Below are 19,139 nucleotides of genomic sequence, written 5' to 3' on the forward strand. Positions count from 1 at the left end.
ACTGTGAAGATTCGATGAAGGAACATCGTATGGGCCGGTTATCGGGCCTCTCGGCGGCCTCGCGCCGGTAGTCTGGCAATTGTGCAGTAGCGCCCACAGTGATCAAAACAGTTGTGGGGCAATGTATATCGAATCAATTTCTGGGAGTGGAAAACATGTCTTCGACGTTCAAGCGGAGCGCCGCGCGGTTCGTTCCAGCGGTGGCAGCGGCAGCACTGTTGATTGCCGGATGTTCGGACAACTCCGGGGAGAGTGTCACCCATTCTTCCGAAACAACCAGCGTCGCAGCACAGTCGGCGATTCCGGCGGGTGTCAATGCAGCCGACATCGAGTTCCTCGAAGGGATGTACCCGCATCATGCGCAGGCATTGGACATGGCCCGGATGGTGGAAGGCCGAACCGACAATGCCGAACTTCTCTCTCTTGCAGCGCAGATAGAGGCAGCGCAAGGCCCGGAGATGGCTCAGATGACCGAACTGCTGACGAAGTGGGGACGCCCCGACCCTGCGTCGAGTTCGATGGAAGGAATGGATGATTCGGCGCATGCGGGTCATGGCGTCGGGATGGCCGACATGCCGGGCATGATGTCGGCCGATGACATGACGGCTCTCACCGACGCGAGCGGCGCGGAGTTCGACAAGATGTGGCTGACGATGATGATCGAGCACCACAAGGGCGCCATCACCATGTCCGAGACCGAAATCGACAACGGGCTCGACCCCTCGGCGGAGGCGATGGCAGAAGCGATCATCGCTGGTCAGCAGGCAGAAATCACTCAGATGGAAGCGATGTTGAAGGGCAGCTGAACAGGAGACCTTGGCCGCGTGACCTTGCTCGGGTGACTGCCTGGGCATACGTTCGAGGCTGATGGCTTGACTGGTGCTGTGCTGCAATCACACGCGAGGGGATGACCGCCACATGGATCACAGTCAGATGGACCACGGCCAGATGGACCATAGCGAGATGAGCCATGGCCAGATGGAGCATGGGGCACACGGTGGTCACGGGGATCACGTCGCACAGTTCCGGAAATTGTTCGCGGTCATGCTGGTCATCGCCGGTCCGGTTGTTGCGGCAGACGCGATGTTCGCTGATCTGGTCGGGTACACACTGCCGGAAAACTCTCTGGTGGAATGGATCTCACCGGTACTCGGCACGGTGATGTACTTCTGGGGTGGCAAGCCGTTCCTCACCGGTGGCGTGTCCGAAATCCGTTCTCGGCAACCGGGAATGATGCTGTTGATCGCGCTCGCGATCACCGTGGCCTTCTTCGCGTCATGGGCTGCGAGTCTGCACTGGGTGGATCACACTCTCGATTTCTGGTGGGAGCTCGCGCTTCTGATCGTGATGATGTTGTTGGGCCACTGGATCGAGATGCGTTCGCTCAGTCAGACATCGAGCGCCTTGGATTCACTTGCCGCTTTGCTGCCCGACGAGGCAGAACGGGTGGTGGGGGAATCGGTGGAAACCGTGCCCACCGCAGCTCTGGCGACCGGCGACCTGGTGATAGTTCGTCCCGGCGCCCGTGTTCCCTCGGACGGAACGGTGGTCGAGGGAAGCGCCGACATGGACGAATCCATGATTACAGGCGAGTCGAAGACCGTCCGCCGGACTGTCGGAGATCAGGTGGTGGCCGGCACGGTAGCCACCGACTCGGCACTTCGGCTTCGAGTCACCGCCGTGGGAGAAGACACCGCGCTCGCCGGTATCCGGCGCCTGGTCGAGCAAGCCCAGAACTCGTCGAGTCGCGCGCAGGTGTTGGCGGACAAGGCCGCTGCTCTGCTGTTCTGGTACGCACTCGGCGCGGCAGTGCTGACCGCGATCGCCTGGAGTATCTGGGGCACCCCGGAGAGCGCAGTCACCCGGACGATCACCGTTCTGGTGATCGCCTGCCCGCACGCGCTCGGGTTGGCGATTCCACTGGTCGTCTCGATCGCGACGGAACGGGCGGCTCGGGCTGGGATCTTGATCACCGACCGCATGGCCCTCGAGGCGATGCGTAACGTAGACACCGTTCTCTTCGACAAGACCGGCACTCTCACCAAGGGGGAGCCCGCAGTGGTCGGTGTACGCGGTGTCGACGGGTATTCCGACGACGAAGTTCTCAGCGCAGCGGCTGCCGTCGAGTTCGACAGCGAACATCCACTCGGGCGCGCCGTCGTCGCGGCGGCGCGGGAGTTGTCGCTCGAATTCACTTCGGGTTCCGACTTTCAGGCGCACAACGGGATCGGGGTTGCTGCGGACGTCGCCGGTGCACGCGTCGGTGTCGGCGGACCGGGGATGCTGCGATCGGTCGGGGCCACCGCGATCCCGGGGACCGAAGAGTGGCTCAGTGACGGGTCGACCGTCCTGCATGTAGTGCGTGACGAGAAGGTAATCGGCGCATTGGCATTGGCCGACGAGATTCGCCCGGAATCAGCATTGGCCGTCGACGCCCTCCATGCTCGCGGTGTGCGGGTGGCAATGGTCACCGGAGACGCGGAGGCCGTGGCCCATTCGGTGGCTCGCAGGCTCGGGATCGACGAAGTTTTCGCCGAAGTGCTTCCGCAGGACAAGGGAGCGCAGGTATCTCGGCTTCAGGCTGCGGGCCACCGCGTGGCGATGGTCGGTGACGGGGTCAACGATGCGCCGGCACTCGCCCAGGCGGATGTGGGTATCGCGATCGGTGCCGGAACCGACGTGGCGATCGCGTCGGCGGGAGTTGTTCTGGCCAGCGATGATCCGCGTTCGGTGAGCTCGGTCATCGAGCTCTCCCGCGCCACCTACCGGAAGATGGTTCAGAACCTTTGGTGGGCAGCGGGATACAACGCGATCTCGGTTCCCCTCGCTGCGGGAGTACTGGCGCCCGTCGGGTTTGTGCTGCCGATGGAGGTCGGAGCAATCCTGATGTCGGTATCCACTGTGGTCGTTGCCGCGAATGCCCAGTTGTTGAGGCGCTTGGACTTGCGGCAACCACCGGTGACCGCGCTGGAGTCGAGAGTGCTCACATCGCAGTAGCGAGAGGTTCAAGGCGGACTACTGTCGGCTGAGGAACGGAATGAGCGCACGCAGTACAGCATCGGAGTCTGCGACTGCGCTTGCGTGGTCAGCCCCTTCGATCACAGTCAAGGCACTGTCCGGGATCAGCGATGCGAGATGCTCGGTATCCGGCAGGCGCTCGCGATCTCTCGATCCGACGAACAACAATGCCGGTGTGGTGATCCGTTGCAGCACGGCGTCGTCGATGCCGTGCTCCTTCTCTGCGCGGCGCATGTAGGCAGCGAGCGCGAGGGCATCATTGATTCGGAAGGCAGTCGCAGTCTGAGGATCCACCGGTTTGCCGCGCCTCACGCCCCAACCGGTCAGAAATCCCTCGATACCGCCGCTTTCGAGTACGTCGATGCAACCCGGGAAGAACAATGCGTCGAACGCGCCCGTCATCGGTCGGCTGCTACCACCCCCGACGGTCAGCGATCGCACCCGTTCGGAGTGCTCGACTGTCAGCGACATCACCGAGCGTCCGCCGAACGAGTATCCGAGGACGTGTGCCGGTTCGAACGGAGACTCCGTGTCGAGGATCTCCAGGAGATCGCCGACCACCAGATCCATTGCATACGAATCGGAGTCGTGTGGTTTGTCACTGCGTCCGTGACCCCGCATGTCGACGAGGATCAGACGATATTGCTCCTGAAGTGCCTTGACGTACCCGAAGCCACGCCAGATGGAGCGCGACAACGCTGTGCCGTGCACCATCAACAGGGGCGGGCCATCGCCCACGATCTGATAGGTGATCCGCGCACCGTCCACCGGATTTCTCACGTCGTGCAACACCCGTCCAGTATGGGTGCCAGTTGCTACGCACGTGAACTCGAGTAGTCGTCCGGACCCATTCGACGGATGGCGTGGACTCTCACGAACAGTCGGGCCGTCAACTCGGCCTCCCTCAGAGCTACCGGTCACTGCCCGGCGGGGCAGTACCCACTGTTCCAAGCAATGCATCGGTTGAGGGGTCTGCAGTGCTGACGCCTGCGGCTATGCCCCGAATCAGAGCCTCGAAATCAGCGGCGACGATGGTGACCTCCTCGAACTCCGGCTCTCCTCCACGGACAACCTGACCGTCGGGTGCGAGCGCCAAGTACTCGTACCCATTGCGCACCGACAGCAGGACCGGGAGGTGAGTGGACCAGAAGGCGTTGATCGCCGCGCGCTCCGCCGGCCCGGAAGCGACCGCCAGGCTCTCGTGCCGGAACGCATTCCAGGGAAACGCCTCATCGCTGACGCCAACGCCACCGGCATAGTTCTCCGCCGAGAGAAACCACACCTGGTCGTCGGAACTGGCAAGTACGGAGAACGAACTCGCCCACACTACGAGTTGGTCACAACCGCCGACCAGTGGTTGCGGAACTGGGGCAGAGGCCGATCGAGTGGGTTCTTCGCGAACCCAACCTGCGAGCGACAGCGCGGCGGTTGCGTCGAGGTGAAGGCACATCGCCCCACGGTAGGCCAGACCGTCGAGCACCGATAGCGTCAACCGTCGGCCTACTCGGGATCGATGTCTCGAATACCATTCTCGTCCATGCTGATCCATCGCGTTATGCCGATGCCGCGAAGGAACGGCAGATCGTGACTCACCACCACCATGGCGCCGCGAAAATCGGAAAGTGCCTGCGTGAGGTGGGCGAGACTCGGTAGGTCCAGGTTGTTGGTCGGCTCGTCGAGAAGAAGCAGCTGGGGCGCGGGCTCGGCCAGCAGGATCGTGGCTAACGCCGCACGTAATCGTTCACCGCCGGAGAGCGCGGATGCCGATACGTCGGAATCCGTTCCCCGGAAAAGGAACCGTGCCAACTGCCCGCGAATTTCCTCGGCTGTCGCGTGTGGCGCGGCCAACGCGACGTTGTCCGCCACCGAGAGATCCTCGTCGAACACGTCGAGACGTTGGGGGAGCGCACGAGAGGCTACGAACGGAGTAGACGCGGCGAGTGCATCGAGCAACGTCGTCTTGCCGATTCCGTTGCGTCCCACTATCGCAATCCGCTCCGGCCCGGTGATCTGGAGCGATACCACTTGGCCGCTCTGCAACGTCACCTCGTCGAGCCGCGCAACCTGCTGCCCCGGATGAACCTCTGTAGCAGGCAGATCCAGACGAATCTCGCGATCGTCTCGAAGGAGTTCCTCTGCATCCGACAGGACAGACTTGGCCTCGTCCACCTTCCCGATATGGTTGAGGGCCAGCTTTCCCGCTGAAACTTGGGCCTGACGTTTTCGTGTCTGCGCGATGATCGGCGGCATCCGCTTGTTCTCGAACATCTTCTGCCCATAGCGCTTACGCCGGTCCAGTTTCGTTCGAGCGTCGATCAGCTCGCGGCTCTGCTTTGCCAGATCGGCCTTGGCGTCGCGAACGGTGGCGAGTGCGTTTTCCTGCTCAGCGGTCACGACCTCCTGGTAGTGCGAGTAGTTGCCGCCGAACACGCGTAGATCCCCCCGACGTAGTTCGATCGTGTACTCCGCGGTGTCGAGCAGTTCCCGGTCGTGGCTGACGATCAGTACGGTTCCCGGAAACTGTTGGACTGCAGCATGAACTCGTGATCGAGCGTCGCGGTCCAGGTTGTTGGTCGGCTCGTCCAGGAGCAGTACCTGTGGATTCTTCAGCAGCGTTGCGGTCAGGCCGAGTAGGACGGTCTCTCCGCCGGAGAGGGTGCCGACAGTTCGGCTCAATGCTGCGGTATCCGGAACCACCTTCTCGAGGCCGAGTCGATGCAAGGTGGAGAGAGCGCTCTCCTCGATATCCCAGTTGTTGTCCACGAGCGCAAAGTCGGATTCGGAGCCTTCGCCGGTTTCGATGCGGTGCAATGCGTTTCGGAGTTCGTGGATACCGAGGATGTCATCCACCCGAACGCTCGGATCGAGTGTGATGTCCTGACGGAGGTAGCCGACCTCGCCGGAAGCGGTCACGGATCCGGATTCCGGTGAGAGCTCTCCTGCGATCAATCGCAGCAGAGTCGACTTTCCCGATCCGTTGAGTCCCACGAGACCGACACGGCCACTGGGGAATACAAAATTGGTGTGGGAAAAGACTGATTCGCCGTCCGGCCAGATGAAGGTGAGATCCGAGAGCGACAGAGAAAGGTGGGATTGGGTCATGAGTACTCCAGAGGGTGCTTGGACTGTGCGCCCGGCTCAGCAAGTGCTGATGGGTGCGAGTGCCTTCGCGTGATGAACCTCTAGAGGAGCAACGGCCCGTTTCCTGTTCTGTCGGGAATGATTCGTGTTCCAGGTTAGAACACTCGAACGGTCCCGTGCAATCGAATTATTCTGTGCTGTCGGTCTCGTCAGTGTTCGGTGCTCAGATTTTCGGGCCTTCAGATTTTCGGACCCTCGGATCGGAGGTCGTCGACCTTCGACATCGCTTCGCGGAGTTCGGTGAGCCATTGTTCGCTGTGCTTGCCCGCCAACCGGACTGTCCACATGAGGGCGTCCGCTCGCGAACGAGCAACACCCGCGTCCACCAGAGTGTCGAGAACCTTGCGTTCGGGCTGACGTAGTCGTGTCATCACCGGAACTGCGAGATGTGTGAACAGGACGGTCTTTTCGTCCAGACGTACACCCCAGGCGACCTTGCGCCCGTAGCGAGCCTCGGCCTCGTCGGCGATGCGCATCCGGTCGGCGCGCGTGGTTTCGCGAAAGCGTGAGATCCTTCCGTCCGCGGCGGCCTCGCCACCGTCGACTGCCGGGAGTTCACCGATCACGACGATTTCTTCGCGGTCGACCTGGACGTCGGCCGTTCCGGTGAACCAATCGTCGGGAAGTCGACCTGCAAACCAGTCGGACGCATCGCTCGCGTCGGGAACCGACGCCTGTTGCCAACCTCCGGGACGGCCGAACCTGCGGTCGCCGGAGTTTTGTGAGTTCTTCATGGCGTTCTCCTCGGAGAGCTGGTGGAGTGTGGCGTGCGTTTACTGCACTGATTACATGATTACACCGATAGTCGAACTGGCGCCACAAATTCGGGCATGATCGAAGTCGTGCGCCTTTCACACGCTCGTCAGAGCTTCCGAACTTTCCGTCGTCCCGTGGCTGCCGTAGCTCTGGGGGTATTGGCCGCAGGATCGGTAGTTGCCTGCAGTTCTGGCCCTGACCAGCCGAAATCAGTGGCAGAGGAGTTCGCCTCCGCGCTCACGTCCGATGACGTGCAAGCGGCGGCAGCCCTGACCACCGATCCGGCGGCGGCGTCGACCGCGATTTCGGCTCTGATCGACGGGCTGGGCAAGGACGAGGGAACATTCACCGTCTCCGACGCCACCGAGTCCGGTGATTCTGCGGGGACGTTCACACTCGATGCGGCGTGGAAGTTCGGTGAAGGTCAGGACTGGAACTACTCGACGCAGGGAAACGCGTCGAAAAGCGGGGACAACTGGCTGATCCAGTGGGACCCGGCACTGCTCGCTCCGGACCTGACCGCTTCGACCACGCTGCGCTACACACCTACGACAGGCGCGCCGCCGTCGGTGCTGGACGCTGCGGGTCAGCCGATCATGGAGCAGCAGGTAGTGACGCTGGTCAATCTCGATTCCGCTGCCGTTCCCCCGGTGGACACGGCAGCGGTCGCCGCCCTGCTCTCGCCTGTCGCTCCGACGATCACGGCTGCATCTCTGAGCGGCGACCTTGCGTCGGCAAGCGGGAAGCCGGTCACCGCAATCACTTTGCGTGCCGAGGATCTTGCACCCATCGAAGAGCGGTTGGCGGCGATTCCCGGAGTGAGCTTGGCGCCACAAGCGCGATTGCTCTCGGTGGACAAGGCGTTGGCGTCGCCGACGTTCAGCGGGCTCTCCGACCTCTGGCAGGAGGGACAGGACAAATCCGCAGGCTGGGCGGTACAGCAGGTGAAGCAGAACGGAACCGTGACCACCGTCGCCGGCCAAGACGGGCCCGTTGCTCCGAATATCGCGACGACCATCGACCGACCGCTGCAACTCGCGGCCGAGAATGCGCTCGCCGGGGTGACACAACAGGCGGCGATCGTTGCGCTGCAGCCGTCGACCGGAGCGGTGTTGGCGGTGGCCCAGAACGCCCCCGCCGACGCACAGGGCCCGATCGCGTTGACCGGCCTGTACCCGCCGGGGTCGACGTTCAAGACAGTGACGACGTCTGCGGCCCTGCAAGCCGGTGTCGCTACACCGGACACTGTTCTGCCGTGCCCGGGTACCGAGAACATCGAAGGGCGTCAGATCCCCAACGACGACGAGTTCGACCTCGGATCGGTTCCGCTGCACACCGCGTTCGCGAAGTCGTGCAACACCACAATGGCGAGGATGGCCGTCGGTCTGCCTGCGGACGCCCTGCACAAGGCGGCACTGCAGTTCGGGCTCGGCGTCGACTACATGACCCCTGGGCTCACGACAGTGACGGGCAACGTCCCCGACGCGAACACCCCCGCCGAACGCGTCGAGTCCGCGATCGGACAGGGCACGGTGACCGCCACGCCTTTCGGGATGGCTCTCGTGGCGGCCTCGATCGCCAACGGAACGACACCCGCGCCGATGTTGGTCAAGGGACAGCCCGGCGTGGCAGATCAGACCGTTGCACCCGCTCCCGCGGAGGTGACCGAACAGTTGCGGGTGATGATGCGTGAGACCGTCACCGGCGGTACGGCGACGTCGTTGCAGGACATTTCGGGGCTTCTCGGCAAGACCGGCACGGCCGAAACCGAGGGTGGCCCGGCACATGGGTGGTTTGTCGGAATCAAGGGAGACCTCGCATTTGCGGTATTCATCGCGGGTGCGGACAGCTCTTCGCCTGCAGTGCAGGTAGCGGGCACTTTTCTGCGCTGAAACCTGTTTTCCGTTGCAGTTGGATCACACCGTCGTAGCTCAACCGTGACACGTTCGTAGGCATCCCGTGCTTGTTACTCGTGTGACAGAAGTAAAGAGTTACATGCATGGGGCCCGGAGGACAGCACAACCGTCGTGGAAAATATGTCGTTGCGTCGATAACTGCTGTCGTTCTGACAGTGGCGCTCGCGTCGTGTGTCATCGGTGGGGAGAAGAAAACCGACGCCGCGTCGGTGGTGGAGGACTTCGTCACCGCCCTCAACAAACACGACGCCGAAGCTGCTGCGGCGCTCACGTCGTACCCCAACGCGGCGCGGCCGTCGATCCAGCAGATGTTCGACGGACTGGCCGCCAAGTCCACCGACTTCGACGTCGCTCAGGTCATGGATCTGGGTAGCGACTCCGGACTCTTCACACTCGACGCGTCCTGGAACTTCGGCGAAGGCAAGGACTGGAGCTACCAGTCGCAGGGTGAGGTTCGTGATCTGTCGGTCGGCTGGCGTGTGTCCTGGGACCCGTCGGTCCTCGTCCCCGACCTCGGCAACGGTCGCACCGTTTCGTACACCCGCACGGACGCAGCGCCGCCGAAGGTAGTCGACAGCACCGGCACCCTGCTCATGAACGAGCAGACCATCAACGCGATCACTCTCGACCCGGCCACCATGCCGGACCCCGTCGACACCACTCGTCGCCTCGCCACGGTGCTCGAACCTGTCGCCCCGTTGGTCACTTCGGAGTCGATGTTGGCCGACCTCGCCGCAAACCCCGGCAAGCCCGTCACCGCCGTACTGCTCCGCGATCCCGACTACGCCTACCTGGAAAGCGATTTTGCGATCCCCGGTGTCGTCGTGGTCAAGACACCCAAGCTGATCGCCTCCGACCGTCGAATCAACTCGCCGTTGCTGGACCCACTGCGGACCGTGTGGCAGGCCAATCGCGACGCCACCGCCGGCTGGGCGGTCAATCTGGTCGAGCCCAACGGATTCCCGATCAAGCAAGCCGGCTTCCAGGGACCTCCCGGTCCCGACGTCGCCGCGACCCTCGACTCGCACGCTCAACTCGCCGCGATCGAAGCTGTCGTCAGTGCAGGTACTCCTGCGGCCATCGTCGCGATCCGCCCGTCGGACGGCGCCATTCTGGCTGCCGCACAGAACAATCAGGCCATCGAACAGGGCCCGATCGCCTTCACCGGGTTGCGCCCGGCCGGCGGCGCCCTCGATCTGGTCCGTCTCGCATCGTCGATGCAGAACGGCGTCGACCCCGGCGCCGTGTCACCCGAGCAGTTGGCCGACACCGGGCAGCAACTCGGACTCGGCAACGGCTTCCACATTCAGGGACTCGAACAGCAGACAGCAGTGCTTGCCGCGAACCGCCCCGGCGTGGACCAGGCGATGAACAACGTCATGGCCAACAAGACGTCCAACGACGCGAGCACACCGACGGTAACTCCGTTCGGAATGGCGATGCTCGCGGCATCGATCGCCCGCGGCAGTGCCCCGATGCCGATGATGGTCTTCGGACAACCGGCTACCGCCGACGTCACGCCGACGGCATTGCCCGGCGACGTCAACAATCGTCTGCGTGACGCCATGCGAGGCGCCCGCGGACTGGCTGGGTACCCGGACATGATGGCGGCCGGTGCAGCGAGCGGTGACGATCGCTGGTTCTACGGATCACGCGGAGACTTCGCGTTCGCGGTGTTCGTCGCAGACGCCGACGGCGGTGATCGAGCAATGCAGATGACGGACAAGCTCTTCCAGGAACTCGGCAAGCCTGCCGACAAGTAGTACCGGGCACCGCGAGTAGATTCCTGGTTCGTGAACCTGCTCGATTTCCTTTTCCTCGTCGTAGCGGGATTCTTCAGCGGTCTAGTCGGTTTTGTCACCGGTCTTGCATCGATCGTTTCGTATCCGGCGCTGCTGAGCGTCGGGCTCTCACCGGTCAGCGCGAACATGACCAATACCGTCGCGTTGGTGGCCGTCGGCGTCGGAGCGTTGGCGAACTCGTCCCGTGAAGTTGCCGATACCGGTCCGAAACTTGTTCGCTGGTCTCTCTATTCGGCGGCCGGTGGCATCATCGGTGCCCTCATCCTGTGGTTGGCACCGGAAGGTTCGTTCGAATCCGTTGTGCCGGCGATGGTCGTGTTCGCCTCGCTCGCGCTGCTGCTGCAACCGAAGATTCGTGAGTTGTCCGGCGGCGGTGACCGCCCCGGAATCTACTCGGCAGCACTGTTCGCCGTCGCGGTTTACGGCGGCTATTTCGGTGCCGGTGCCGGAGTCATCTTCCTGGCTGCGACGCTCATCCTCACTTCCGAAACGGTGTGGCGTGCAACGATCCTGAAGAGTTTCTTTCTCGGCATCGCCAATCTTGTGGCTGCACTCATCTTCGCCTTCTCCGGACAGGTGCATTGGGTGGCCGCGTTGGCGATGGCGCTCGGCGCGTTGGCCGGAGGTTGGTGTGGCCCGCCCGTCGTCAAGAAAATCCCGCCATCGGTACTGCGTGTGGCAGTAGCGATAGCGGGATTCGTGTTGGCTCTGTGGTTGTGGGTGAAGTGAGCCCGTCTACTTCACGCCCTGCATCAGCTTCTTGATCCACGGCGAGGCAAGAGCAAGAATCACTCCGATTCCGATCGACGAGAAACCGATGATCAGGAAGAACGGGCGACTGTCGTCGATGTCGAAGTAACCGGCCAAGGTTCCCGCCATCGAAGAACCCAATGCAACGGACAAGAAGAACAACGCCACCATCTGAGTGTGGAAATGCTCGGGCGCGAGTTTGGTTGCAAGGGAAAGGCCGACGGGGGACAGGAAGAGTTCGGCGAAGGTGAAGAGCAGAAGCACACCGGCAAGGCCGAGGAGCGGTGCACTGTTCGGTCCGCCCCCGGTGATCGGGATGAACGCCAGGAACGCCAGACCCATCGTGCCGGTACCGAGCGCGAACTTGATCGGCGACGACGGCTGACGGTCACCGAGTTTGGTCCACATCGCTGCGAACACCCCGGCAAAGATGATGATGAACACCGGATTGATCGACTGTACCCACGTCGGCGGGAAGTCCCAACCGAAGAGATTGCGGTCCAGGAGCTTGTCTGAGATCACCGGCACGGTGGTGAACTGCTGCTGAAACAGCGACCAGAAGGCCGCGCTCGCGATGAACATCGGGATGAACGCAAAGACTCGACTGCGTTCGACCTTGGTGACCTTCTTGCTGGTGAGCATGAGGAGGAAGTAACCGACCGACGCGACGATCGTGAGTCCGACAACGACGTCGGACATGTTGTCCGCCGTGATCAAGCCGGTGACGGAGGCGACCGCGACGACGACGATCGCGGCAATGCCGATCCCGATGTAGAGTGCGCGCTTGTCCGCGGGCAACGGGTTGCCTGGTTCGGCACCGATTCCGTGAAGATGCTTGCGGCCCAGCGTGTACTGGATCAGGCCGAGCGCCATGCCGACGGCAGCGAGAGCAAAACCGGCGTGGAATCCCCAGGCGTCCTGGACGGCTCCGGTGAGCAGCGGACCGACAAGACCGCCGATGTTGATGCCCATGTAGAAGATGGAGAATCCGGCGTCGCGGCGAACATCCTGTTCGGAATAGAGATCTCCGACCAGAGAGGTCGCATTGGCCTTCAAGCCGCCGCTGCCGAAGGCGACCATGACGAGGCCGACGCCGACACCCCACATGCCGGGAAGAACCGACAGTGCGATGTGGCCGGCCATCACCAGCGAAGCACTGTAGAAGAGCGTGCGCTCGGAGCCGAGCAGTCGGTCGGCCACCCACGCCCCGAGAATCGTCGACAGGTAGACGGTGCCGCCGTACGCGCCGACGATGCTGGTCGCTGCCGCCTGGCTGATGCCGAGGCCGCCGTCGCTGACGCTGTAGTACAGGTAATAGATGAGGATGCCTTGCATCCCGTAGAAGGAGAACCTCTCCCACATCTCGACGCCGAACAGGTTCGCCAGCGCAAAGGGTTGGCCGAAGAACCCCCGGTCTTCCTTCTCGCTACGTTCGACGGGCTCCGTAGTGTTGCTCATCCGAAAAGTGTCCTACGTGCTCGGGCATTTCGGGTGGTTCCGAGCCGTGGAGTTTGGTTACGACTTGGTGCGGATTCTCACTACCAGCGGAGCGAGTGCGCGCCAACCGAGAAGGAACGCGCCGAGGACCAGCGTCGCGACGACGATGAAGCTGAACTGGGTGCCCTGGCCACTCAACACTCGCAGGATCATCCCGAAGACGACGGCGCCGAGCCAAACGACAACGCCGGTGGGAACAAGGAGAACGGCGTTGAACTTGTCGCGGTAGAGCGCGAACGTGGCAGCCCATCCGATCACCAGGCCGGTCAGGAAGGGCCAGGATGTCTTCGCCAGACCGGCGAGCGCATTGGCTTCTTCGTGGGTACGGCGCCCTATCGCGCAGAAGATTATGACAAGAATGGCGTCGATCAGCAGGAATGGTGCGTACTTCTTCACGCTCACACCATACGACTGTGCGCCTTTATTAACCGCGGGCGGTTAATAAAGGCGCACAGTGTTGTTAGGCCTGGAGGCCGGCTTCGATCTCGAGGGTGATCGTGATCTTGTCGCCGACAACTGCTCCGCCGCCTTCGAGGGGCATCTCGATGGAGATGTCGAAGTCCTTGCGGTTGATGACGGTGGTGGCCTCGAATCCGGCGACGGGGCCCTGGCCCATGCCCGGGTTGACGCCGTTGAACTCGAGGTTCAGCTCGACCTCGCGGGTGACGCCGTGGAGCGTGAAGTCGCCGGCGAGGACGAAGTCGCTGCCCTTGGAGCGCACTGCGGTGGACTTGAAGGTGGCCTTCGGGAACTTCTCGACGTCGAAGAAGTCAGCGGACTTGATGTGGCCGTCGCGCTGCTCGTTCTTGGTGTTGATGGAGTCCACGGAAATCTCGGCCTCGACGGCGGGGGTTCCGTCTTCGGCAACGGTGATCGTTCCGGAGAACTCGTCGAACGTTCCACGAACCTTGGAAACCATGAGGTGGCGAACCGAGAATCCGACAGTGGAGTGGACGGTGTCGATGACCCAGGTTCCGGCGGTCAATGCGGGCAAGGTTGCGGTGGTCATGGAAGCTCCTGAATAAGTAGTTGAATGTTCAAGTTCTTGTAGCTTCAACTATGGACCCCGGGAAATCCTTCCGCAAGATCATGTGAGCTGCATCACAGTGTTTGTGCTTGCGCCATAGACCGCGTGAAGCGCCGACGCTGTCACCGACTGATGCACCGCAATGCCCCAGCGTCCTTCACCGTTCACCACGCACTCTGCAATGGTGACTGCCGAATTCGCACTCCCGGAAGAATTCGGGTTGCGGGGCAGTGAATGCTGGGTGAGCGAGACGACCTCGACAGCCGAGCCCTGTTCGGTCAGGATTTTGCTCAATGCCTCGACTGGGCCGGACGCACTGGCCGCGGCGGTGACCTCGCGCCCGTTGCGATCGATGGCAACGAACAACTGATCACCGTCGGCGGTGTGTTCCAGTGAGTACCGACGCACTCCTCCGTTGTACCCGTACTCGCGCAGCAGCAGTTTCCACAGTTGGTCGGCAGTCATTTCGGTGCCCGAGTCGTCGGTTTCGAGCTGCACCCGCGAGGCGAAGTCGATCTGCAGGCGCCGGGGGAGTTCGACCCCGTACTCGGTCTGCAGCAGATATGCGATTCCGCCCTTGCCCGACTGGCTGTTCACACGAATGACCGCCTGGTAGTCGCGGCCGACGTCGGCGGGGTCGATCGGCAGGTAGGGGACCGCCCACGGCGCCGATCCCGGATCGACGCCGGCAGCCTCCGCGCTCTCGTAGTGATGCGCGAAGCCCTTCTTGATCGCGTCCTGGTGGGTTCCGGAAAATGCCGTGTACACGAGATCGCCGCCGTACGGGTGGCGCTCGTGGACGGGAATTCGGTTGCAGTACTCCACCGTTCGACGGATCTTGTCGATGTCGGAGAAGTCGATTTCCGGATCGACGCCCTGTGCATGCAGATTCAGCCCCAGTGTGACCAGGTCGACGTTGCCCGTCCGCTCGCCGTTGCCGAACAGGCATCCCTCGACGCGCTGCGCGCCGGCCAGCACTGCCAGTTCGGCGCACGCAACGCCGGTGCCGCGGTCGTTGTGCGGGTGGACCGAGAGGATCACCGAATCGCGTCGGGCCAGATTCTGGTGCATGTATTCGATCTGATCGGCATAGATGTTGGGGGTGGCGATTTCGACTGTGGCAGGCAGGTTGTGGATGACCGGGCGATCGGGACTGGCGTCCCAGAGTTCGGTGAGACTGTTGCAGACCTGCAGGATGTAGTCGGGTTCGGTGAGGTTGAAGACCTCGGGTGAGAACTCGAATCGCCAGCCGTCGTGGCCTTCGCCGCCACGAGCAACGTCTTGCGCGGCGCGGAAAATCATGTCGTGCAGCTCTTCTCGCTCCTTGCCGAGAACGACGTTTCTCCACGTCGGCGCAGTCGCCGTGTACATGTGGACGACCGCGTCAGGCAGCCCCTCGATCGATTGATACGTCCGTTCGATCAAATCCGTACGCGCGGCAGTGAATACGACGATAGTGACGTCGTCGGGAACGAGATCGAAGCGCACCAGGTCGCGAACGAAATCGAAATCGGTCTGACTCGCGGAGGGGTAGCCGACCTCGATTTCCTTGTAGCCGATTGCCACCATCAGTTCGAACATTCGACGCTTGCGTTCGGGGTCCATCGGTTCTGCGAGGGCTTGGTTGCCGTCACGCAGATCGACGGGCACCCACAGGGGCGCCGCGGTGGTGCGATTGGACGGCCACGTCCGCTCGAAAGTCGGAATGTCGACGCGATCCCACGCGGCGCGATAGCGCTCGGACGGCATGGGTGACGGCTTCTGGTTGTTCCAGCGGTTGGCGCGGGTAGTACTCATCTTCGGTTTCTCCTGCGGTCGAGTCGAGAGACCGGCATGGCGAAACCCCGCGGAGGGGTGCCGGTCTTTCAGGCCCCGCCGCGGCAGTCGAGAAGGAGTGCTCCTGTAGCCATGCGGGCTACACTAGAACGAAATTACTTATCAGACAACCTGAGGAGTTCACGTGTCCCCGATCGTCGAGCGTCGGCTGCTCACCGACCAGGCCGCGGAGTTGCTACGCGCGCGGATCGTGAGCGGTGAATGGGAAGTCGGCGCCAAACTTCCAGGTGAAACCACTCTTGCTGCGCAGTTGGGTATCGGGCGGTCCACTATCAGGGAAGCAGTGCGGACTCTCGCGGGCCTCGGCATGCTCGAATCGCGGCAGGGCGCCGGGGTCTTCCTACGGAGTACGACGCCTCCGGATCAGTGGCCCCGAGTGCTCGAAGCCGAGGCGATCCTTCACGTCGTAGAGGTGCGCAACGCGGTCGAGATCGAAGCAGCTCGCCTCGCTGCGCAGCGGCGCGATGCCGTTGACGTCGCGGCTCTGCGGCAAGCGCTCGACGGTAGAACTGCCGCAGCGCACTCCGGCGACGCAGCGTTCGTCGACGCCGACATCGCCGTCCACCGAGCAGTGGTGGACGCGGCACACAATCCCGTGCTGTCGGAACTCTTCGAGACCTTTGTACCGCGTCTGCGGGCTGCGTTGATCGAGTTGATCGCGGTTCTGGACCTGCATCCCCACAGCCAGCCCGATGCGGACGAGCATCGAATGTTGGTGGACGCCATCGAAGCCGGCGACGCGGAGGCAGCCGTACGGATCAGCCGGGCGCACCTCGACGACATGGCGGCAGCGTTGCGACGCTAGACGCCCGGTTGTTCGCGGCGTTCGAACTCGAGGTCCATCTCGAGGTCTTCGTGGTGGGTTGCACGGAACGACACAAGGAAGACGAGCCATCCCACCAGTGCGACGATAACGAAACTGACTATCCGATAAACGACTACCGCTGCTGCGGCCTGCGCCAAGGTGGAGCCGGCAGCGGTCAGCGTTGTGGCGAGTACGGGTTCGACGGCGCCGAAACCGCCCGGCAAGAGTGGAATACTGCCCACCGCTTTTGCCGCCGTGAATGCGATCAGCAGACCGGCGAACGACGGATCGGCTCCCACGGCCCAACAAGCGAAACCGAGACAGAGGACGTCGGCAGCTCGGTGAACGGCCGACCATCCGAAGGCAATCGCGGTGTCGGTGCGGCTCAGTTCAACCGAGTCCAGTTGCTTGAGGATTTCGGACCAACGGTGCATGCCGCGCCCGGCCGGGTTTTTGCGGGAACGGTTGTACAGCGCCAGAACTCGGTGTCCGATGCGCTCGATGCTGCCGGGATTCTGGGCTATGTATCGCAACGCCAGGAACAGCGCTGCCATGCCGACGAGCGAAATCGTCAGCGTCACCGGGCTGACCTTGGTGCCGAATGCTATTGCGCCGGTGGCGCCGAGGAGTGCCAAAGTGGCAGCGGCTATGACACCGCACATTGCCAACTGCCACGACGCGACTACCGGCGTCGCCCCCCACTTTCGAGTCTGCTTGTACGTGAACGCAGTGGAGAAGACTTGGCCGGCAGGCAACGTCAGCGCCATCGCCGTGCTGGCGTAAATGACCGAGAGGTTCTTGACGTGACCAGCGACCACGCCGGCCGCATTGAGAAGACGTTGCTGAACGGACGCGTATCCACTGAGCGACAATGCCTGGGCCGCCACACAGGCAGCCACCCAACCCCAGTGAATCTCGGTGAGCGCTTGCCAGTACTCATTGAATCGGGGCCACAGGATGATTCCCTCGACGATCAGAAGAGCGATCAGAGCCACCCCGAGCAGCCACTTCAGCCACCAGAAGCGCCCTGTGGACCGACTGGTCTCGGCCACGGGCGAGCGTGGTCGTCTCAGTCGCCGTGGGGTGTTTCCAGGCTGAGCCATCGACTCACCCTAACCAATTTGATCCGGATCGACCTCTGGATACTTTTCCGGCCACGCCAGATGCGTCAGTCGTCGGCGCCCACGCAGTTGGACTTGCTCTCCGAGTTCCCACTCGGCCTGTTCCTCTTCGTCGGCGAAGTACAACGCGCTCGTCGACGCCAGCACCCGGCTGGGCCGAAGTTTCGCGAGCTCGGTGAGCCGTGACGCCTCGTTGACCGGATCACCGATCACGGTGTACTCGAAACGTTCGGCAGCACCGATGTTGCCGGCGACCGCGAGCCCCGCGCTCACACCGATTCCGACGTCGAGGCCGGTGATGTCGTTGAGCTTGAACCGCAGCTCGCGAGCCGCCGCCAAGGCCGCAGTCGGAGCGTCGGGCCGATCTAGTGGTGCACCGAAGATGGCGAGTGCCGCATCACCCATGAACTTGTTGACAAAACCATGGTGACGATCGATGACGTCGACGACCACACGGAAGAACTCGTTGAGCAGTTCGACCACTTCACCCGGCGGGCGCTCGGCCGCGGCACCGGTGGATCCGACCATGTCGACGAACAGAACTGCCACGAATCGAGTTTCGCCGCCCAGCTCGGTACCGAACTTCAACGCGCGCCGGGCCACGTCCTCGCCGACGTGCTGACCGAACAGCTCACGCAGCAGACGACGCTCGTCGGACTCTTTCATCATGCGGTTGAAGCCGACCTGCAGCCGGCCGATCTCACTGCCGTCGAACACCTCGACGCGTACGTCGGTGGCGCCGCGCTGCACCCGCTCGATGGCGCGTCGCAGTTGGCGGATCGGATCGGAGATCTGGGTAGCCGTCAGCATCGACAGCGCAAAGGCCTGCACGATCGCCATGATCGAGATGAGCAGGATCGCCCACGCGAGCGAGTCGGGGGAGAACTCGAGATCGGTCGTGAGCTGCGTCGAGCACAGCAAGATGATGCCTGCGACGGGCATCAGCGTGCCGAGACCCCAGGTCATCGCCAGCCGGGTTCCGACGCCAGGCGCCATGGTCCGATCGAATTCGCCCTCGCTCAAGGCCTGGGCGGCGACCGGACGCAAAATGCGCTCACCGAGCATGTAGGTGAACCCGAAGGTCGTGGTCGCGGCCATGCAGACCGTCACGATCACGGCGATCGCGAGTCCGGGCATCTCGGTGATGGTCAGGAACACGAAGATGATGCCGCCCAGAATCCACAGCACCAGGTGGACGATGGCCTGGCGAAGCGGCGCGTGCAGTGCCGCCATCTGCTCGGACCTCGTGGGTGGACCCCCGCGCAGCCGCCAGCGAATGACCGACTTCAACATCATCGCCGCCGCCGTGAGGCTGACGGCGCCGGCAAATGCCAGGTACACGCCGAAGATCGCGAAGTTGCGGACCCGGTCGGCAACTATCGCGTCGGACTCCTGGATCGGCACGCCGTACCGGACGAAGGCAAAGACCAGTACCGCGCCGATCAGATTGGCTGCGAGCATGGAGAGCAT

The 19,139-nt window shown here is 62.9% G+C and carries 16 protein-coding genes; 6 read left to right on the top strand and 10 right to left on the bottom strand.

The features are described from left to right. The first annotated feature begins 155 nt into the window (after window positions 1-155). On the top strand, window positions 156-806 hold the full coding sequence (locus P3G66_RS11425; RefSeq protein ID WP_276116558.1) for a DUF305 domain-containing protein: 651 nt from the start codon (window positions 156-158) through the stop codon (window positions 804-806). A gap of 172 nt (window positions 807-978) precedes the next feature. Further along, window positions 979-2,997 (top strand): heavy metal translocating P-type ATPase, encoded by a 2,019-nt coding sequence (locus P3G66_RS11430; protein ID WP_276116606.1) that lies wholly within the window; start codon window positions 979-981, stop codon window positions 2,995-2,997. A gap of 18 nt (window positions 2,998-3,015) precedes the next feature. Here the strand turns inward: P3G66_RS11430 and P3G66_RS11435 are convergent, their stop codons facing one another. The 4 genes from P3G66_RS11435 to P3G66_RS11450 all read right to left on the bottom strand — a co-directional run bounded on the left by P3G66_RS11435 (window position 3,016) and on the right by P3G66_RS11450 (window position 6,893). After that, complete coding sequence (locus tag P3G66_RS11435) at window positions 3,016-3,786, bottom strand: alpha/beta fold hydrolase (RefSeq protein WP_003945805.1); 771 nt, start codon at window positions 3,784-3,786, stop codon at window positions 3,016-3,018. Between the two features lie 142 nt (window positions 3,787-3,928). Beyond that, complete coding sequence (locus tag P3G66_RS11440; protein WP_228401920.1) at window positions 3,929-4,510, bottom strand: hypothetical protein; 582 nt, start codon at window positions 4,508-4,510, stop codon at window positions 3,929-3,931. An 8-nt stretch (window positions 4,511-4,518) separates the two neighbouring features. Continuing rightward, window positions 4,519-6,120, bottom strand: coding sequence for an ABC-F family ATP-binding cassette domain-containing protein (locus P3G66_RS11445; RefSeq protein WP_276116559.1), 1,602 nt, complete (start codon window positions 6,118-6,120; stop codon window positions 4,519-4,521). A 218-nt stretch (window positions 6,121-6,338) separates the two neighbouring features. After that, window positions 6,339-6,893, bottom strand: coding sequence for a hypothetical protein (locus P3G66_RS11450; protein ID WP_003945732.1), 555 nt, complete (start codon window positions 6,891-6,893; stop codon window positions 6,339-6,341). Between the two features lie 96 nt (window positions 6,894-6,989). Here P3G66_RS11450 and P3G66_RS11455 point away from each other — a divergent pair, with 96 nt between their 5' ends. The 3 genes from P3G66_RS11455 (at window position 6,990) to P3G66_RS11465 (ending at window position 11,362) form a co-directional block, all read left to right on the top strand. Beyond that, window positions 6,990-8,807: a penicillin-binding transpeptidase domain-containing protein gene (locus P3G66_RS11455; protein ID WP_276116560.1), complete on the top strand. Its 1,818-nt coding sequence runs from the start codon at window positions 6,990-6,992 to the stop codon at window positions 8,805-8,807. 107 nt (window positions 8,808-8,914) lie between these two features. Next, window positions 8,915-10,594, top strand: coding sequence for an NTF2-like N-terminal transpeptidase domain-containing protein (locus tag P3G66_RS11460; protein WP_276116561.1), 1,680 nt, complete (start codon window positions 8,915-8,917; stop codon window positions 10,592-10,594). A gap of 30 nt (window positions 10,595-10,624) precedes the next feature. Continuing rightward, window positions 10,625-11,362 carry a sulfite exporter TauE/SafE family protein gene (locus tag P3G66_RS11465; protein ID WP_003945554.1) on the top strand — a complete coding sequence of 246 codons (738 nt, stop codon included), beginning with the start codon at window positions 10,625-10,627 and terminating at the stop codon, window positions 11,360-11,362. 6 nt (window positions 11,363-11,368) lie between these two features. On the opposite strand, the gene P3G66_RS11470 is transcribed toward P3G66_RS11465, so the two are convergent. The 4 genes from P3G66_RS11470 to P3G66_RS11485 form a co-directional block, all read right to left on the bottom strand. Further along, window positions 11,369-12,841 carry a peptide MFS transporter gene (locus tag P3G66_RS11470; protein ID WP_003945468.1) on the bottom strand — a complete coding sequence of 491 codons (1,473 nt, stop codon included), beginning with the start codon at window positions 12,839-12,841 and terminating at the stop codon, window positions 11,369-11,371. A gap of 57 nt (window positions 12,842-12,898) precedes the next feature. Beyond that, on the bottom strand, window positions 12,899-13,276 hold the full coding sequence (locus P3G66_RS11475) for a DUF3054 domain-containing protein (protein ID WP_042453523.1): 378 nt from the start codon (window positions 13,274-13,276) through the stop codon (window positions 12,899-12,901). A 64-nt stretch (window positions 13,277-13,340) separates the two neighbouring features. Then, window positions 13,341-13,889: a YceI family protein gene (locus P3G66_RS11480; RefSeq protein ID WP_003945643.1), complete on the bottom strand. Its 549-nt coding sequence runs from the start codon at window positions 13,887-13,889 to the stop codon at window positions 13,341-13,343. Window positions 13,890-13,967: 78 nt separating this feature from the next. Further along, window positions 13,968-15,704, bottom strand: coding sequence for a 2-isopropylmalate synthase (locus tag P3G66_RS11485; protein WP_270008400.1), 1,737 nt, complete (start codon window positions 15,702-15,704; stop codon window positions 13,968-13,970). A 163-nt stretch (window positions 15,705-15,867) separates the two neighbouring features. Here P3G66_RS11485 and P3G66_RS11490 point away from each other — a divergent pair, with 163 nt between their 5' ends. Continuing rightward, window positions 15,868-16,548, top strand: a complete 681-nt coding sequence (locus P3G66_RS11490) for a FadR/GntR family transcriptional regulator (RefSeq protein WP_007734477.1) — start codon at window positions 15,868-15,870, stop codon at window positions 16,546-16,548. Here P3G66_RS11490 and P3G66_RS11495 read toward each other — a convergent pair. Then, window positions 16,545-17,651, bottom strand: coding sequence for a YbhN family protein (locus P3G66_RS11495; RefSeq protein ID WP_256933134.1), 1,107 nt, complete (start codon window positions 17,649-17,651; stop codon window positions 16,545-16,547). The two genes, P3G66_RS11490 and P3G66_RS11495, sit on opposite strands and share 4 nt — an antisense overlap. A 9-nt stretch (window positions 17,652-17,660) precedes the next feature. Then, window positions 17,661-19,139: an adenylate/guanylate cyclase domain-containing protein gene (locus tag P3G66_RS11500; RefSeq protein WP_003945952.1), complete on the bottom strand. Its 1,479-nt coding sequence runs from the start codon at window positions 19,137-19,139 to the stop codon at window positions 17,661-17,663.

Origin of the sequence: Rhodococcus sp. C3V (assembly GCF_029269915.1) — a bacterium.
Lineage (GTDB): Bacteria > Actinomycetota > Actinomycetes > Mycobacteriales > Mycobacteriaceae > Rhodococcus_F > Rhodococcus_F qingshengii.

Bases quoted from the DNA above. Each gene is read 5' to 3' on its own strand.
- P3G66_RS11425 (WP_276116558.1), top strand. From the start codon at position 156: ATGTCTTCGACGTTCAAGCGGAGCGCCGCGCGGTTCGTTCCAGCGGTG.
- P3G66_RS11430 (WP_276116606.1), top strand. From the start codon at position 979: ATGGAGCATGGGGCACACGGTGGTCACGGGGATCACGTCGCACAGTTC.
- P3G66_RS11445 (WP_276116559.1), bottom strand. From the start codon at position 6,120: ATGACCCAATCCCACCTTTCTCTGTCGCTCTCGGATCTCACCTTCATC.
- P3G66_RS11450 (WP_003945732.1), bottom strand. From the start codon at position 6,893: ATGAAGAACTCACAAAACTCCGGCGACCGCAGGTTCGGCCGTCCCGGA.
- P3G66_RS11455 (WP_276116560.1), top strand. From the start codon at position 6,990: ATGATCGAAGTCGTGCGCCTTTCACACGCTCGTCAGAGCTTCCGAACT.
- P3G66_RS11460 (WP_276116561.1), top strand. From the start codon at position 8,915: ATGGGGCCCGGAGGACAGCACAACCGTCGTGGAAAATATGTCGTTGCG.
- P3G66_RS11470 (WP_003945468.1), bottom strand. From the start codon at position 12,841: ATGAGCAACACTACGGAGCCCGTCGAACGTAGCGAGAAGGAAGACCGG.
- P3G66_RS11480 (WP_003945643.1), bottom strand. From the start codon at position 13,889: ATGACCACCGCAACCTTGCCCGCATTGACCGCCGGAACCTGGGTCATC.
- P3G66_RS11485 (WP_270008400.1), bottom strand. From the start codon at position 15,704: ATGAGTACTACCCGCGCCAACCGCTGGAACAACCAGAAGCCGTCACCC.
- P3G66_RS11495 (WP_256933134.1), bottom strand. From the start codon at position 17,651: ATGGCTCAGCCTGGAAACACCCCACGGCGACTGAGACGACCACGCTCG.
- P3G66_RS11500 (WP_003945952.1), bottom strand. From the start codon at position 19,139: ATGCTCTCCATGCTCGCAGCCAATCTGATCGGCGCGGTACTGGTCTTT.